Origin of the sequence: Photobacterium sp. GB-56 (genome assembly GCF_003026105.1) — a bacterium.
Classification (GTDB): Bacteria; Pseudomonadota; Gammaproteobacteria; order Enterobacterales; family Vibrionaceae; genus Photobacterium.
This window is the reverse complement of sequence record NZ_PYNW01000002.1, coordinates 200,155-217,318: the sequence shown is the minus strand read 5'-3', so window position 1 is coordinate 217,318 and position 17,164 is coordinate 200,155. Positions and strand designations below refer to the sequence as shown.

At 40.4% G+C, this 17,164-nt stretch carries 15 protein-coding genes; 7 read left to right on the top strand and 8 right to left on the bottom strand.

Annotated features, from left to right (window positions below; all coding sequences use genetic code 11):
• Positions 1 to 9 precede the first annotated feature (9 nt).
• Positions 10 to 777: a ribonuclease H family protein gene (locus C9J42_RS03690; protein ID WP_107287111.1), complete on the bottom strand. Its 768-nt coding sequence runs from the start codon at positions 775 to 777 to the stop codon at positions 10 to 12.
• Between the two features lie 118 nt (positions 778 to 895).
• Here C9J42_RS03690 and C9J42_RS03685 point away from each other — a divergent pair, with 118 nt between their 5' ends.
• Positions 896 to 2,155, top strand: a complete 1,260-nt coding sequence (locus C9J42_RS03685; protein ID WP_107206284.1) for a mechanosensitive ion channel family protein — start codon at positions 896 to 898, stop codon at positions 2,153 to 2,155.
• Positions 2,156 to 2,241: 86 nt separating this feature from the next.
• Here the strand turns inward: C9J42_RS03685 and C9J42_RS03680 are convergent, their stop codons facing one another.
• Together C9J42_RS03680 and C9J42_RS03675 are read right to left on the bottom strand one after the other, a co-directional pair.
• Positions 2,242 to 2,832: a putative adenosine monophosphate-protein transferase Fic gene (locus C9J42_RS03680; protein ID WP_107245991.1), complete on the bottom strand. Its 591-nt coding sequence runs from the start codon at positions 2,830 to 2,832 to the stop codon at positions 2,242 to 2,244.
• A gap of 2 nt (positions 2,833 to 2,834) precedes the next feature.
• Positions 2,835 to 3,059, bottom strand: a complete 225-nt coding sequence (locus C9J42_RS03675) for a YhfG family protein (protein WP_233217621.1) — start codon at positions 3,057 to 3,059, stop codon at positions 2,835 to 2,837.
• A 236-nt stretch (positions 3,060 to 3,295) separates the two neighbouring features.
• On the opposite strand from C9J42_RS03675, the gene C9J42_RS03670 reads away from it, so the two are divergent.
• On the top strand, positions 3,296 to 5,662 hold the full coding sequence (locus C9J42_RS03670) for a YgiQ family radical SAM protein (protein WP_107287112.1): 2,367 nt from the start codon (positions 3,296 to 3,298) through the stop codon (positions 5,660 to 5,662).
• 211 nt (positions 5,663 to 5,873) lie between these two features.
• Positions 5,874 to 6,839: a phospholipase A gene (locus tag C9J42_RS03665; protein ID WP_107287210.1), complete on the top strand. Its 966-nt coding sequence runs from the start codon at positions 5,874 to 5,876 to the stop codon at positions 6,837 to 6,839.
• Between the two features lie 61 nt (positions 6,840 to 6,900).
• Here C9J42_RS03665 and C9J42_RS21590 read toward each other — a convergent pair whose 3' ends face one another.
• Both C9J42_RS21590 and C9J42_RS03660 read right to left on the bottom strand, forming a co-directional pair.
• A complete protein-coding gene (locus C9J42_RS21590; protein ID WP_198038405.1) occupies positions 6,901 to 7,056 on the bottom strand; it encodes a hypothetical protein in 156 nt (51 codons plus the stop codon).
• A gap of 176 nt (positions 7,057 to 7,232) precedes the next feature.
• On the bottom strand, positions 7,233 to 7,976 hold the full coding sequence (locus C9J42_RS03660; protein WP_233217620.1) for a YggN family protein: 744 nt from the start codon (positions 7,974 to 7,976) through the stop codon (positions 7,233 to 7,235).
• Positions 7,977 to 8,197: 221 nt separating this feature from the next.
• On the opposite strand from C9J42_RS03660, the gene C9J42_RS03655 reads away from it, so the two are divergent.
• Positions 8,198 to 8,677 carry an NYN domain-containing protein gene (locus C9J42_RS03655; protein WP_005368538.1) on the top strand — a complete coding sequence of 160 codons (480 nt, stop codon included), beginning with the start codon at positions 8,198 to 8,200 and terminating at the stop codon, positions 8,675 to 8,677.
• A gap of 71 nt (positions 8,678 to 8,748) precedes the next feature.
• Here C9J42_RS03655 and C9J42_RS03650 read toward each other — a convergent pair whose 3' ends face one another.
• A complete protein-coding gene (locus C9J42_RS03650) occupies positions 8,749 to 9,429 on the bottom strand; it encodes a cation transporter (RefSeq protein ID WP_107206281.1) in 681 nt (226 codons plus the stop codon).
• Between the two features lie 158 nt (positions 9,430 to 9,587).
• Between C9J42_RS03650 and C9J42_RS03645 the strand changes: the two genes are divergently transcribed.
• From C9J42_RS03645 to aqpZ, 3 genes are all read left to right on the top strand, one after another.
• Positions 9,588 to 10,472: a LysR family transcriptional regulator gene (locus C9J42_RS03645; protein ID WP_107206280.1), complete on the top strand. Its 885-nt coding sequence runs from the start codon at positions 9,588 to 9,590 to the stop codon at positions 10,470 to 10,472.
• A gap of 211 nt (positions 10,473 to 10,683) precedes the next feature.
• Positions 10,684 to 11,355, top strand: a complete 672-nt coding sequence (locus C9J42_RS03640; protein ID WP_233219349.1) for a UDP-2,3-diacylglucosamine diphosphatase — start codon at positions 10,684 to 10,686, stop codon at positions 11,353 to 11,355.
• Positions 11,356 to 11,572: 217 nt separating this feature from the next.
• The gene (gene aqpZ, locus C9J42_RS03635) at positions 11,573 to 12,262 is read left to right on the top strand and encodes an aquaporin Z (protein ID WP_199187019.1); all 690 of its coding nucleotides are present in this window, start codon (positions 11,573 to 11,575) and stop codon (positions 12,260 to 12,262) included.
• 70 nt (positions 12,263 to 12,332) lie between these two features.
• Here aqpZ and C9J42_RS03630 read toward each other — a convergent pair whose 3' ends face one another.
• Both C9J42_RS03630 and C9J42_RS03625 read right to left on the bottom strand, forming a co-directional pair.
• On the bottom strand, positions 12,333 to 15,395 hold the full coding sequence (locus tag C9J42_RS03630; protein WP_107287114.1) for an FAD-binding and (Fe-S)-binding domain-containing protein: 3,063 nt from the start codon (positions 15,393 to 15,395) through the stop codon (positions 12,333 to 12,335).
• A gap of 214 nt (positions 15,396 to 15,609) precedes the next feature.
• Positions 15,610 to 17,124, bottom strand: coding sequence for a phosphatase PAP2 family protein (locus C9J42_RS03625; protein ID WP_107287115.1), 1,515 nt, complete (start codon positions 17,122 to 17,124; stop codon positions 15,610 to 15,612).
• Positions 17,125 to 17,164: the final 40 nt, after the last annotated feature.

Below are 17,164 nucleotides of genomic sequence, written 5' to 3'. Positions count from 1 at the left end.
TCACCGATTTTAGCCCACTCTTAGGGCTAAAATCACTTTAATATCTAAGGGTTGCTGATATAGCGAAAACGCAACCTCGCGCTCATCTACTGCGAGAATAGACATCCTATCAGCTAATTCATTGCCTTCGATGCCGACGTGTCCATTCACATGGTAAATTTGGATCATATCTTTAATTGTCTGATAGCGCTCAAACATTGGTTGGATCAAATCTAGATTTTTGATCTCCCCCCCTGCTTTTTTCCAACCATTCTTTTTCCACGATACCGCCCATTGAGTAATACACTGAATCGAATAACGTGAATCACAAAATATCGCGACACTTATGCCACCTGCAATATACTTTTCAGCTTGGAGTAAGGCTTGATATAACGCATTTAGCTCAGCGGTATTATTGGTACCTTGCGGGTTATATAAACCAAACCACAATTCATTTAATTGGTTTTCTCGATACAGAGCTAAACCTGAACCTGCTTTACCGGGATTAGGATCACAACCGCCATCAGTAAAGATTTTAATCTCTGCTTTTACTGCATGTACTTGCTCTGCGGTCAAAGAGCCTTTACTCGTTTTAACGGCTTTTGCGGTATTTTTTGTGGCAGCGGATGCTCTATATGTGGGAACTTTACCACCAAAAGCAACTTGCGCTTCTTCTTGGCTAGGAAATGACTTGTATTTAGCACCAGTGAACTTGTCCACTTGCTGCTTACAACTCGCCCAATCGGTATATATTCCCGGCTCTCGTCCTTGCCATACAACATAAAACTTTTTCGCCACGTCAATCTCCAACACACATCATTGAATATTCAGTTATATACTAACAGTCATTAGCTATTTTTTTCAGGTATGATGCGCTAATAGTTTATTATTAAATGTAATCAAATGGAGTGAGTCTGTGAGCAAAGAAGTTAGAGTTGATATCGCGCACATTTTATCCGAAATTGGTGTCAATATTGAACCGCATGACAATATATCAACAGTATTTTTCTTAGTGTTATGTGTTGGAGTCGCTTTTTTTACTTATGTGATCGTTCGCTGGGGATTACTGAAAATTGTCAATACCATGCTCAGGCGATCAAAGGCCTCATGGGGTTCAGTAATCGTCAAACATGCGGTGTTTGAAAAACTGTCACTGATCATTCCTGCCGTTGTGCTTAACTTACTCATCCCACTAGTACTTGATAAACATATTATTCTTAGTGGATTAATAGACCGTCTTCTAAGTTTATGGCTTATTTTGGCTCTTATTCGAAGTAGTTATGCTTTTTTAGATGCCAGTAATGATATTGCCGATATCAAATTAATGAGCCGTGATCTACCAATAAAAAGTTTTGTTCAATTATTTAAGTTAATCATCTTTTTAATTGGTTTTATCATTGCTATTTCAGTACTCGCCAATCGCTCTCCCGTTTATTTCTTAAGTGGTTTAGGTGTTGCGACAGGTTTAGTGTTATTAGTCTTCCGCGATACTATCTTAGGCTTTGTTGCTGGTATCCAGTTATCAGCAAACCAAATGGTAAAAGTAGGTGACTGGATCCAAATGGATAAATATGGTGCTAATGGCAGTATTGAAGAAGTCTCATTAACCACGGTAAAAGTGAAAAACTGGGATAACACCGTAACCAATGTTCCCGCTTATGCGCTGGTTCAAGATTCTTTTATTAACTGGCGCCAAATGCAAGAATCAGGTGGTCGTCGCATTAAGCGCTCTGTGTTAATCGATATTGATACCATCAAGTTTATCGACAGCAATGATGAAGCACAGTTAGCAACAATAAATTTTGTACCTGCAATTCTGACAAAGAAAAAGCAAAACCTACCACCAAATACTGGCTTAACCAATGTTGCGATATTTCGTGGTTATCTTGATGTATATCTCAAACAACATCCTCAAATACGTCAAGATATGACTTTTCTTGTACGTGAATTAGAGCCGACCCCCAATGGATTACCAATCCAAATTTATGTTTTTGTGAATGATACGCGATGGGCTTTTTATGAAGATGTGCAATCAGATATTTTTGACCATATCTTTGCAATGATCCCTAAGTTCGGTCTAGCGGTTTACCAAAGCCCAGCAGCATCAGATGTTAGAAGTTTGCAACCACTTACGGCAATTGAACAACAGTCTATCGCTGAAAAACAAAACTTTTAATTATCGAACTTAGAAATGGCAAGCGATATAACGCTATACTCTCAGCGTTTATAGCTTGCTGTTTTACTCCGACAGTTACAAATACATTAAGGCGTTACCACACAGCGCCTAAATAAATCCTGCATCGGCTTATAATTGCACACGACCCCTTGAATATTCGCATTAAGCCACTGCTCTGCGGTTACGCCACTAAAATTAATGTTATAGCCACAATTAATTACTATGTGTTCAAACAGTATTCGCTGTGTCCGCCCATTTCCCTCTCGAAAAGGATGTAATACATTGATATCGCAATAATATTGTGCCAATCGCTCAATCAACTCTTCAAAGGGTAACCCGACCAGATAACGTTCAGCTTCAAGTTGGTTGAATAAACGAGTGGTTTCTTGCGGTAAACGACTCACGTGACAAAAACGTGTATCGTCTTTTGATATATCAATCGTACGACACTGACCCGCCCACTCAAACAAATCATCAAAAAGCCATTTGTGTAGCTGACAAAAATACGCGAAATCATAAGGTGGTGAGTCAAATTCAATTCCCATCGCCGCCAATATATTAAATTGAGTTTCTGCCTCATCAAATAAAGCTTCATCTCTAATATTGAGCTTATTAATCAATACATAAGAATTTTCGTAAGTATAAGGATCTTGATCTGTACCGTACTTATCGTCCACATTCACACCTTTTCAGTGTTCTCTTGTTGATAATACCTAATCAGTTGCAGGCGCAATGCATTACGCTCTCGCGTATTTTTTATCGGTGAAGGCACACGAATGTCATAGCCTTCTAACCGCATACTTTGCGTAAAGTTAGCCATTTTAACTTGCTCACAATAGGCATGCTTATCTTCAAAGCTTGTTAATATCGGCAGCGATTTATTCTCCTGCTCATTAGTCTTCATCCATTTTCTCACTTCTCTTTTTTCGTCCATTGTAAACATTTTTATGTTTTATGATTCACAGTTCATTTAATACATCTAATTTAACGCTCTATATGAAATATTTTTAGCATAGTTAGCTATTATAAAAATGATGTTTCAGGAATGATTTATCCATAAAAATTCTCTGGTTTTATAGGGGCTAGTCAGTGATACCGCTAACCGTTATAATTCCCGCCTCAAAATATAGAGGTCAAAACATGCACACGAAAGTAACACCTATTGATAGCTATCCTAAGTATTGGGCTGAATGCTATGGCACAGCACCATTTTTACCGACATCTCGTAAAGAAATGGATGCGTTAGGTTGGGATAGCTGTGACATTATTATTGTTACTGGTGATGCCTATGTTGACCATCCTAGCTTTGGTATGGCGGTCATTGGTCGCCTATTAGAAGCCCAAGGTTTCCGCGTTGGTATTATTTCCCAGCCGAAGTGGGACAATAAAGATGAGTTCATGAAACTGGGTAAACCAAATCTCTTTTTTGGTATTACCGCCGGTAACATGGATTCGATGATCAACCGCTATACCGCCGATCGTAAGCTTCGTCATGATGATGCTTACACCCCGAACAATGAAGGGGGCAAACGTCCCGATCGCGCAGTACTCGTATATTCTCAGCGCTGCCGTGAAGCATTTAAAGACGTTCCTATTGTATTAGGTGGTATTGAAGCGAGCCTTCGACGTCTTGCACACTATGATTACTGGTCTGACAAAGTCCGTCGTTCAGTATTAATGGATGCAAAAGCCGACATTTTATTGTTTGGTAACGCTGAACGTGCACTGGTTGAAGTTGCGCACCGTTTAGGCAATGGCGAAGATATTAAATCATTAACGCGTATCGCGGGTACTGCGGTAATGGTGAAAGAAGTTCCTGAAGAGTATAAAGAAATTGACTCTTCACGTATTGAAAAGCCCGGCCGCGCAATGGTAATGCCAAACCCATACGCAACCGAAGAAAACTGTGACACTAATAAACAAGAACAAAAAAACGAAGCCAAAGTAGTACGTGTACAGCCGTCACGTCACGATGCAAAAACAACAGTTGTTCGTTTACCGTCATATGAAAAATTAGCTAATGACCGTATTCTCTATGCCCACGCTAGCCGTGTGATGCATTTAGAAACCAACCCCTACTCTGGCCGTGCTCTAATTCAAAAACATGCTGATCGAGAGCTTTGGGTAAACCGTGCACCGATCCCGCTCTCAACTGAAGAGATGGATTTTGTTTTCGGCTTACCGTTTGCACGTGTTCCGCACCCAAGCTACGGCAAAGCAAAGATCCCAGCTTATGACATGATCAAAACCTCAGTGAATATCATGCGTGGTTGTTTTGGCGGGTGTTCTTTCTGTTCAATCACTGAGCATGAAGGTCGAATCATCCAAAACCGTTCAAAAGAATCGATTTTGAATGAAATTAAAGATATTCAAGAAAAAGTGCCGGGCTTTACGGGTACTATTTCGGATCTTGGTGGCCCAACAGCAAACATGTATCGTTTAGGCTGCTCTGATGAACGTGCAGAAGCCAACTGTCGTCGTCCATCATGTATCTTCCCTAAGATCTGTGAAAAGCTGAATACTGACCATAAACATACTATCGATCTGTATCGTGAAGCACGTAATCTAAAAGGCATTAAGAAGATTATGATTGCGTCAGGCGTGCGTTATGACTTAGCGGTTGAATCACCAGAGTATGTTCGAGAACTTGTGACTCACCATGTTGGTGGCTACTTAAAAATTGCCCCAGAGCATACCGAAAAAGGCACCCTTGATCTGATGATGAAGCCAGGCATGGGTACCTTTGATCGCTTTAAAGAAATGTTTGAACAATACAGTCAGGAAGCAGGTAAGAAGCAATACCTGATCCCTTACTTTATTTCAGCACACCCGGGCTCCACAGATGAAGACATGCTTAACCTTGCATTATGGTTAAAGCAAAATGATTACCAGTGTGATCAGGTTCAGAACTTCTATCCGTCACCAATGTGTAATGCAACGGCGATGTATCACTCTGAAACAAACCCACTGAAAAAAGTAAAATATAAAGGCCGCGAAGATTTATCTGTTGCTAAAGGTGAACGTCAACGTCGCTTACACAAAGCACTATTACGTTATCATGATCCAGCTAACTGGGCATTGATACGTGATGCACTCATTTCGATGGGCAAAAAGCACTTAATCGGTAATCGTTCAAGCTGTTTAGTTCCACCACCAGGAACTGAAGCTGAGCTAACCCCAGCAGAGCGTCGTGGCTCAGGTCGCCATGGTTCTAAGCGATTTGCGACTAAGCATCCAAATCAACCAGATATCCGTAAAGATGGAAAGCGCAGCCCAACACCCCGTAACGGAAAGCCAACAGTAAAAGGTAAACCTTCAGCCAATGGAAGACCTACGGCTAATGGTAAACCTGAAGGGACAGGTAACCGAAGTGAGACAAACGGCAATAAGCGCCCAAATAACGGCAACAATGCAGGTGTCCGTAATGGCAAACCTGCAGGTAATAAAAATCGCAACGGAAAGGCAGGTCGACCAAATAAACCGACACGCAGTCGAGCTGGCGCTTAATATTCATTAACATAGCCCGTTACAAAAAACGCCACTTCTATGTGGCGTTTTATTTAACCAAATATTGACATTTGGTATGTATAATAGATAGTAATTGATACAAAACAAACTGTTAAAATCAGCTTGCTTAACTGTTATGTAACTTGCCTGCACTTATAATTAGGGACGTCAATTACTTGTGAAACCAGTATATAATTTCTGTTTATTAGCGATGTTTACAGCCCCTTGTGTTGTGACAGCGGCACCTAATGACGACTATGAGGCATGCTTATTGTATGCTGTAAAAAATCAAAGCGGTGATTTAAAACTTAGCCAAATCCGTAGTCGTTGTGAAAAATTAATAGCTGAGGCTAAAAAAATCAGTAACGAGCCTATGATCTCACAGCGTTTACAACGTGAACGTGAGACTACGTTTGATCCGTTTGTTATTACACCTCACCGTATGAACTACTTCCTTCCTGTTACCCTCACTGACAGTATTAATCGTGATGCTTATAACGGTACAGAATGGGATAATCACTTAAAGAATGCTGAAGCTGAATTCCAGATAAGTTTTAAAACACCATTAAACTACGATGATTTACTCATTGATGGCGATGGCGTATTTCTTGCTTTCACATTAAATTCTTACTGGCAGGTATATGCTAGTGACATTTCACGCCCATTTAGAGAAACCAACTATCGCCCTGAAATGTTTTACTTAGCGCCTACACCATGGAAACCTCTTGGTGGTAATACATGGGCAACAATAGGTATCGAACATCAATCAAATGGTCGAACTCAAGGGTTATCTCGTAGTTGGAACCGTGTATATACCGACTTCATCTTTGAAAAGGGAAATTTTGCCTTCTCATTTAGACCATGGTGGCGTATTCCTGAAGATAAGAAAAAAGAACCCACCTCTCCATCTGGTGATGACAACCCTGATATCGAACATTACATGGGGCATTACCAAGTCGGTGTGGTTTACAAGTGGGATGACTATGAATTCAGCTTTGTTGGACGTGAAAACTTTGCCTCTCATAAAGGCTATGGTGAAGTTGGTTTAACTTTCCCGCTCTGGGGTAAACTGCGCGGCTATACTAAATACTCAACAGGCTACGGCGAAAATCTGATTGATTATAACCACAAGCAGCAACGTATTGGTGTGGGTATTGCTCTAACTGATATTTTGTAATTATTGGATCTATCATGACGCTTAGTGTTTTCATATTTAAATAAATAAGCGTCATGCTGCTCTAGCGGAACAGCTCGAACCCCATAAAGATAATTGCAGCGCTACCTAATATGGAAAAAAGACCAACAACAACCTTTCTTTGGTTCGTAGGCGACATATAGCGCATAACCCAATAAGCAAACAGTAACAGACCAATTATCACAGCAATCTTCAACATATTTATCCCCTATTGGTCAAAGTGCGTTATTTAATGATGTAAAAATCTTCCTTTAACTACACGATATTATTACTTATTTTCTCTTTTTAGCTTAACACATAGTTCATCTTTAGGACAAAAAACATACAAACAAAAATAGCGCAGAACTGCGCTATTTAAGTAAATAATAAAAAGAATTAAATCTCAAACATTGGAATGCCTTTCAATTGCGGTATCACCTGTTGAAGTTGTTTTTCTTGCTCAGCCAGACCTTCAATAGAGCCACATAAACTATCTGCTTTTACTTTCATTTGCTGACTACGTTGGGCCATTTGTTCGCCTAAGCGTGCTTTTAATTCGGAAAATTTTGATTGAAGCTGCGTAAAATCTACATCACCGTTTTTCATTTCATCAGAAAGCGCCGCAAATAAACTCGCTATTGATTGAACACTGACTTGTTTCATTGCCGATTCAAACTCGGTTTTCCAATTAGTATCCATATTAGAAAACACATCAGCAGGCATAACAAACTCACCCTGCTGATTATAAAATTTCTCATTAGCCTGCTGACCAAACTGAGCAATTAACGTTTCAACGTTTTTAAAAGCATCTTGTGAATCAAAACTATTGGCTACTTCACCCAATACATCCGTTGCCATCCCAACGCCTTCTTGTGCTAGTTGTGCCATCTGCGGTAGGTAAGTCTGAACATTGTGGCTATAGGCCTCGACTGCTTTTTGCTGCATTGCCGTTAAATCAATTTTTTCACCATTAATATAAACTTCATTATTTTTATCAATCAGTAACTTAGGCTTACCTTGCTCATAAACAGAAATATTCCCCTTATCAATGTGAATTGGATGTGGCACATCTACAGGGCAACTCTGTGCCAATACTGAGCTTGAACTTAATAACAGTGTGCCGATCAATATCTTGTTCATCACTTTATCTCTTAAAATTATCTCTGCGAGTGATTGCCTTTTTATTAAGACCATAGTTTTCCAATTTTACTCCATATTCCATCGCGATTTGTTGCTTGTAACGACTCGTTATGTTTCTTTGAATAAAAAACCAACAATAACAACACATTGTTCAATAACAGTTGAATTATCCTCGTCATTTCTTCAACATAGCTTTTAAATTCAACCAATTTGGAATTCTCGTGGAAAAAGTGGCAATATTTGTTGATGTACAAAACATCTACTACACCGTCAAAGAAAAGTATCGTGCTAACTTCGACTACAATGCTTTTTGGGCGGAAGTTTCACAAGATAGAGAAATCATCGCAGCTTACGCTTATGCCATCCATAAAGGAGATGAAAAGCAAAGACAATTTCAAAATATTCTGCGAGCGATTGGCTTTGAAGTAAAACTAAAACCATTTATCCAACGCAGTGATGGCTCTGCTAAGGGAGATTGGGATGTGGGTATTACACTAGATGTTATCGAACATGCACAAGATGCTGATCGTATTATTTTACTTTCAGGCGATGGTGACTTTGATTTGTTAGTTGATAAAGTACAGACCAAATATAATACCAAGGTTGAAGTGTATGGCGTACCGGGCTTAACAGCAACATCACTTATCAATACCGCAACACATTACCGTGAAATTGAAGATACCCTTTTACTGGGACGTTAGTCGTTGTATAGCATAATAAATAAGGCCAGCTCTATCAAACAATAAAGCTGGCCTTATCTCGTTTACTCTCTTTATTTACTCATTACATGTGCCATTGGCTGACCATGAATTTCTAGTAGTTCGTGTACTGAAAGCCATACCATTTTTACAGGAACAATAATGAAATAAATCGACGCTAATACGACCATTGTTGGATCGGCATAGACTGCATATCCAGCATACTGCGTCATCATTAATAATTTAGCGATAAAGAAACCAGCAAGTACAGCAACACTGATCACCGTGTCCATAATCCACTGTTTTGCTTCAGCATCGGCTAACGCTGATTCAATATTCTCGCTCTTCAACTTAATATAACGGTAAGTCGCATAACAGCCAGTAACACTTACCATACCAAATGCAAGTGCAACGCCCGCATTAATATCACGACCACCCGCTAAAATTGCTTCAACGGCTGAATAAAAAGACCATAAACACATAATGGCAATAACAGAACCTTTAATCGCAATAACAGCAGGCTCAATCATCGCAAATTGAGGGGTTGTCTTATCCACTTCAGGCTTATGAATATAATGCGCAGCACCCAGTGATAACATGGTTAACGCTAAGCTGACGAGTGAATAGGCACCATCAAACACAATTACTAACGAGCCAACAATAGACCCTAAAACAATCCCTATTACTGCAAATGAAAATGATGATATTGTTGACAACAATAGCAATCCACGCTCTTGTTGTATCTTGCTAGACATATATACCTCAATCGACAAATTATTCGTCGTTTTTTGTTGTTGAATTATCCTAGGTACATAATACTGTGACTTAGATTAATAATATAATCTCTGAGCGACAAGTTATTCGTCGCTAATATGAGCATATAGGTTTGTATATTTAACGGGCAAAATTCTGCATGAGAACCAATCAAATTGAGATGTATTTGTATGCAATTAAGACAGGGTCTATTGCAGAAGCCGCACGAAAATTAGGAAAAAGCCGTACTACCGTCAGTGCCGCTTTAAGTGCGCTGGAAGATGAACTCGGTATTGCGCTTTTAAATCGAACAGGAAACCAAATAATTCCCACCAGTATCGGTGATGCAATTGCTAATGATTTCGAAAGAATGCTACTCATTGCCCGTGATATTGAAACCCGCTGTGATCAGCATTTAGCCGGTGTTGAATCCAGCATTCGTATCGCACGTGATGATTCATTACCAGAAGCTGTGTGGCGTAAACTACTGCGTGATATTCGTAAACAATTTCCCCAAACCAGTGTCTCTATTTATAGTGCTCCGCCACAAGAACTAGAAGAAATGGTGACCCAAAATCTTGTTGATGTCGCCTATGGATTATTACCAGATACCCATCAGCTGTCACGCGTCAATCAGATCGATTTAGGTCAAATTCGCATGATGTCCGTTGCCCATAAAGATCATCCGCTTAGTCAATTACGTAAAGTGACAGCAGCCGATCTTGAGCGTTTCACTGAAATTGCCGTAGCATACATCGACGAAGAAAACCTGAAAATTGTTACGCCGAAGGCTGGTAAATACATTGCATTATCATTTTACGAACACCTTCGTGATGCGGTGCTAGATCAAACCGGTTGGTCTTATTTACCTGCGATTCTAATTAATCATTACTTGCGCGACGGCACACTTAAAGTCATCAAGTATAACCGAGCAATGAACTGGCAAGCTTATGGTGAGGTTGTAGAAACCGAATCGCGCCGAACACCTGTCATTAAATGGCTTTCAGAGCAAATAGAAGCTTACTTGTTTGATGAAAGTGATTAGAAATTAATTAAATAGCCACTTAAAAGTCATAAAACCGCGATAGCGTTAAAATTCATCCTAAACAGAGTGTTGAGGAATCATGAATATCAATAGCTATCGCACCTTATGGCTATCTGATCTCCATTTAGGTAACCGTGATTGTAAAATTGATTACCTCCTCAACTTTTTAAACATAACCAAGCTGAAACCATTATTTTAGTGGGTGATATTATTGATTTATTGCCTCAAAAAAATCGCTCTTATTGGCCATGCATTACTAAACCTATTACTCGATAAAGCACACCACGATTGTAAGATCATCTACATTCCAGCCAATCACGATGAAAAAATCCGTGACTTTCTTCACTACGATTTTGGTCATATACAACTCGAACGCCAATACACCCATACAACTGCGACTGGAAACAAAAGACTGGCGTTACACGGTGATGAATTTGATGATTTGATCACCATTCATCGCTTTCATAATTATTTAGGAGATAAAGGCTATGACTTCCTGCTTTTTCTCAATCGCTGGTTACACCATATTCGGCGCAAATTGAATAAACCTTATTGGTCTCTAGCGACATATTTAAAGCAACGGGTCGATAAAGCACATCAGGCTATTGCTCGTTTTCGTCAAGCAGCGATTACTCATGCAATAAACAATCAGGTTGATGGAATTATATGCGGCCATATCCACCAGCCAGATCTTCAATATTGTGACGGTATTATGTACGCTAATTGCGGTGACTGGGTTGAAAATTGTACCCTTTTAACTGAAACCTATGATGGTGCTATTCAATTACGACACTGGACTGATACTCATTGTGAATTAATTGCAGATAGCCGTAGCTTATTTCATCAGAATAAAATACAGCCACTTAAAAAAAATGCCGCATAGCAATTCACGCTTGAAGTAGCAACTAACCCTCTGATTTATTGCATTTAGTAATAAATCAATTACTACATTTAATTACGCTTATAGTTAGTCATTCACTTCTGTGAATTCAGATAAATAATGATAATTTATCTTTAAATTATATGGACACAGCTAGATAGAACGGTGTTTTTAATCCATTATGTGCGTCGTTTTTATAATATCCGGAAAAAGAAATATGATGAGAAAGTTGGTTGCCGAGTTTATCGGTACATTCTGGTTAGTGCTTGGTGGTTGTGGTAGTGCGGTTTTAGCTGCTGCTTATCCTGATTTAGGCATCGGTTTTCTCGGTGTCGCATTAGCATTCGGTTTGACTGTTGTAACTATGGCATACGCGATTGGTCATATTTCTGGCTGCCACTTAAACCCTGCAGTGACTGTTGGTCTATGGGCGGGTAATCGCTTCCCTACTGGTGAAGTTATCCCATATATTATTTCTCAAGTACTTGGTGCTATCGCGGGTGCTGCAGTACTTTACGTTATCGCAAGTGGTCACGCAGGTTTCGATCTCGCTGGCGGTTTCGCATCAAACGGTTATGGCGAACATTCACCTGGTCACTATTCATTATTGTCTTCTTTCGTTACTGAAGTCGTGATGACATTTATGTTCCTGTTTGTGATTTTAGGTGCGACCCACAAACTAGCATCACCACAAATGGCAGGTTTAGTTATTGGTCTTGCGCTAACACTTATTCACCTAGTCAGTATTCCTGTAACAAACACATCGGTTAATCCTGCACGTAGTACAGGTCCTGCTTTGTTCGTTGGCGACTGGGCAACATCTCAACTTTGGATGTTTTGGGTTGCGCCTCTTATCGGCGCGGTTCTAGCGGGTTGGGTATACCGTTGGTTAGCACCAAATAACGACTAATATTCTTATTACATCAGACACAAAAAAGCGAGCATCAGCTCGCTTTTTTGTGCCTTCGCTTTATTAATAATTACGCTTCTTGCACCGTTTTTAATAGCACTTGTACCGGGTGCTTAAACTTAATATGTTCAAAACGTTTTACTTGGCTTCGGCAAGAATAACCTGTTGCCATACAACGTGAGTTATCCAGTTGCTCGATCTTTGGTTTCCAACTTAAGTTATACACCCCTTTAGAGGTCTCTAACTTATCTTTTTCATGACCAAATGTTCCAGCCATACCACAACAACCCACCGCAACAGGTTGAAGCGCTATACCAAAGTGACTAAATATCGTCTCCCATTGCTTTTCAGCATTAGGCATCTTGGTTTTTTCAGTACAATGAGCAAATAAATACCAAGGTTGTTCTTCTGTCGCTTTATATTGCTTTAACTCTGGCAATAAGGGTAATAACCACTCATGTGCGGTTAACACTTCAAAGTTACCACGGGTTTCTTTTAATACTTCAGCGTATTCATCGCGGTAACAAAGTACAAGCGCTGGATCGACACCCACCATTGGAATATTGAGCACGGCTAATTGATTCAAGAAATCAGCCGTGTTACGAGCGGTTTTCGCAAACTGACGCAAGAAACCTTTTACATGCTGCGCTTTACCATTTGGTTTAAATGGCACCAAAATTGGCTTTTTACCCAGTTTTTCAGCCAAAATAATGAAATCTTTTACCACTTCAGCATCATAAAAGCTGGTAAACGGATCTTGAACAATCAGCACATAATTCTGACGCTCTTGCTCTGACAGCGCTTGTAACCATTGCAGATCAAAACGCAGCGCATGGTGTCCATCAAGTTTCTCGGTTAATGTCGGCAAGGACAATAACGGCATATCAACATACCCAATCGCTTTTTCAGTGAGTTTTTTCGACCACTCCGGACGTGTTAAGGCATTCATCACCCCTGGCGCTTTAGCCATTAACGGTAAATAGTTTTCAACATACGCGACTAAATAATCTTTCGCTGGTCGTTGATAGCGACTGTAATAGATATTCATAAAGCGAGAGCGGAAGCTTGGAACATCCACTTTGATTGGACATTGGCTTGCACAAGCTTTACATGCCAAACAGCCATTCATCGCTTCCATCACTTCATGAGAGTAATCATATTGCTTACGACGTTCGCCATACGTATTTTTGAGACGATCGATGATCTGTTTAATCGTTGGTGTCGTGGTCAATAACTTATGTTCTAACTCGTCTGCATTAACGCCCTGCTCTGCTAATTGACGTAGCCATTCACGAACCAGTCCTGCTCGCCCTTTTGGAGAATGGCGACGATCTGCGGTGATCTTCATCGATGGGCACATAGGCGAGCTGGTGTCATAGTTAAAACACAAGCCATTACCATTACATTCCATCGCTTGTTTAAAGCTATCTCGCGTTGTTATAGGGATCTGACGATCAAAAAAACCTCGCTTTCGATCATCAACCTTCACTAATTGATCATCGCTCTCTAATGGCGTACAAATTTTTCCTGGGTTTAAACGATTGTGGGGATCAAACGCTGATTTTATTCGACGTAATTCTGTGAATAGCTCATCACCAAAGAAAGCCGGACCATATTCAGAGCGGAAGCCTTTACCGTGCTCGCCCCACATCAATCCGCCATATTTTGCCACCAGCTCAACAACTTGATCAGAGACTTCTTTCATCAAGCGCTCTTGCTCTGGATCGCACATATCAAGTGCCGGACGAACGTGTAAAACCCCCGCATCAACGTGACCAAACATGCCATAATTTAATTGTTTATCATCAAGCAACTGACGGAATTCAGCAATAAAATCAGCTAAGTTTTCAGGAGGTACACAGGTATCTTCAGCAAATGCGATAGGTTTTTGACTCCCTTTTGCCGCCCCCAATAAACCCACGGCTTTTTTACGCATGGTGTAAATTTTTTGGATGCTCGCCAACTCTTCACAAACTTGATAGCCAATAATGCCTGCTTCATTCGCCGTTATCATGGCATCAAGTCGTTCACACAGTGCTTTTACTTGTTGTTGGTTCTCGGCAATATCGTTGCTTGCATACTCAACCATATTAATCCCAAGCATTTCTTTGCCAGGGACATCGGTTAATAAATCACTAACAGTGTTCCAAACAATGTCTTGTTTTGCGAGATTCAATACTTTGGAATCGATGGTTTCTACCGATAGCGCTTTAGCTTCAACCATCATTGGCGCATTGCGTAGCGCTGAATCAAAACTATCGTATTTAATATTTACAAGCGTTCGTGATTTCGGGATCGGCGTAATATTCAGTTTCGCTTCTGCAATAAACGCAAGCGAACCTTCCGCCCCACACAACAATCGACCAATATCAAATTGTGTTAGTTCATCGTCATAAACATTTTTTAAATCATAACCCGTTAAAAAGCGGTTAAGAGGGGGAAACTTATCGATAATTTGTTGGCGTTTTTCACGACATATTTGCGCAGAGGTTTTAACCACTTTTGCAGCAAGGTCATCACCTGATATCGACTCTATTTGCGTTTCATCTAACGCTTCGGTTTTTAATACTGAACCATCAACAAGGACTGCCGTTAACGACAATACATGATCAGACGTTTTTCCGTATTTTAACGACCCTTGACCCGAGGCATCAGTGTTAATCATACCGCCTACGGTAGCGCGGTTACTGGTCGATAAATCAGGAGAGAAAAAATAACCGTGAGGACGTAACGCATCGTTAAGTTGATCTTTTACGACACCTGTTTGTACTCGAACCCAACCTTGTTCAGGATTAACTTCCAGTACCTTATTCATATGGCGTGAAATATCGACAACCACACCAGGCGTTAATGATTGGCCATTGGTTCCCGTACCGCCCCCACGAGGAGAAAAGGTGATTTTTTGATAGTTTTTCTGTTGACCAATTTGACCAATTAACACCAGATCATCGATATCTTTAGGTAAGATAACCGCCTGAGGAATAACTTGATAAACGCTATTATCTGTTGCAACAGCGAGTCGACTCGCATAGGTTTTCTCTATCTCGCCTCGAAAACCGGCCGCGGATAGATCGTCAAGGAATGAAAGCACCAGTTGCTCGATACTGTGCTGATGGGTTAATGCTGGTAACATTGTGCTCCTTCTCCAGTGTACGCTATCACTTATAGCGGAGTCGTGTCCTACGACTACTGGCCTTCTCTCATTTAATATTTATAGCCTGATCGTTATAAATTCGATCATCGGCACATCAATTGTAGATATTATTATCACTTTACTTTACCTTACAACGCGATAGAACAAAACAAACAATCCTTGCTTGTCACTTCCGCTTCCGCCTTGAAGGTGCTTATTTCAAACGATAGCTATGCGCAGTCATCAATACGCACGCCATAACCATGACGACAATAGCTAATGTTTTTATCAATAATATAGCGACTGTACTTATTACGATCTCTACCCATAATGAGCTCAAAAATCCAATCGCCAATACAGAACCAAGTAGCATCACTGCTAATTTCAATTTTTGAGTATAAGTGATTGTCTGTCGTGATCGACCTCTATCAATAAAGACAGCGGCACTCATTGCAAGCGTACAGGCTAATAAATACACTTGCTGAGGGACTTGAAAATAGCTCACACCCACAGCAATTATCACGCTAAGTAGCGCCCAAAACCGCCAATTACGCACATGCAGATAGGCTGAGCCTGAACGTTGCCACCAAATAAACAAAGCTAAAAGCATTATCCCAACACTCAAGCCAAGTACGGTATCTGAGATAAAATGCACACCGAGCCAAACCCTTGCGATAGCTTGTAAACTAATCGCAATAATCAACAGCGGCAGTGTCTTAAAGCGAAACGTCGTTAGGTTTGAAGTCAAGTGGGGTCGATAGCGATGAATCAACAACGGCAAATTGTACCAAAGTAATCCCCATAGTACCGTTGCCATTAATGTATGGCCGCTCGGCAAACCAAAGCCACTGGCTGCTGTTTGTTGTAACTCTGGCCAAATATAAAATGGACGAGGTGATGCTAGCGCTAATTTCATTACCGAAGCAATAAAAGTGACAGTCACAAGTACGCTTGATAAATACAACATTGCTGTGACACCAAAACCGACGGTAACAACGAGCAATAACAAGCCAATAAACAGCTTTTCACCGGGTAAGTTAAACACAGATAGCACTCGTTGAAAAAGTGATTGGTAACTATCAGGCAGCGATTTGATTTCTTGTTGAAATGACTGAATCTGTGTCAGCTCCCATTGATGTAACCTACTCACCGCTTGGTAATCTGCGGCATTGGTCGTAATTTCACTATTGGGTACTTGTGATAATAAGTGTTGGATCAGTGGAACATCATTAGGATAGCGATAATCCTTTGGCGTAATGTTTTCAGCTGACAGTAAATATGCACACTTCACCTCTTTGGTAAAATGCTTCGCTTGCCAAGTACTAATTAACAAATCATCATTTTCTGTCGTTGTTAACGGTTGGTTATAAGGCGAGATCACTGTTGTTGGAATGGGCTGCTTCGCTACACACGCAAATAACGTTGTGTTACCCCGTAATTTTAGCAACTTCACCGCGTCAACATGAATGCCAGTTTCTTCATAGACTTCACGTACAGCAGCCTGCTCAGGGCTATTCATAGGATCAATTCGACCACCAGGTAAAGCCAATTTCCCTGATATTTCTTCTTTTATAACGACAACTTTATTACCGTGACGGATCAAACATGCTGAGCCAACCAATGGAACAGCCTGAGCTGGGAACGAAAAAAAGAGAATAAGAAATAAAGTGAAAATAATCCTGTAAGGCTTTATTGCAGACAATGAAGGCGTCGTACTAATACGTACCATGGAAAATAGTATCCAAGAAGAATAGAAAGAAGAAAGCTGA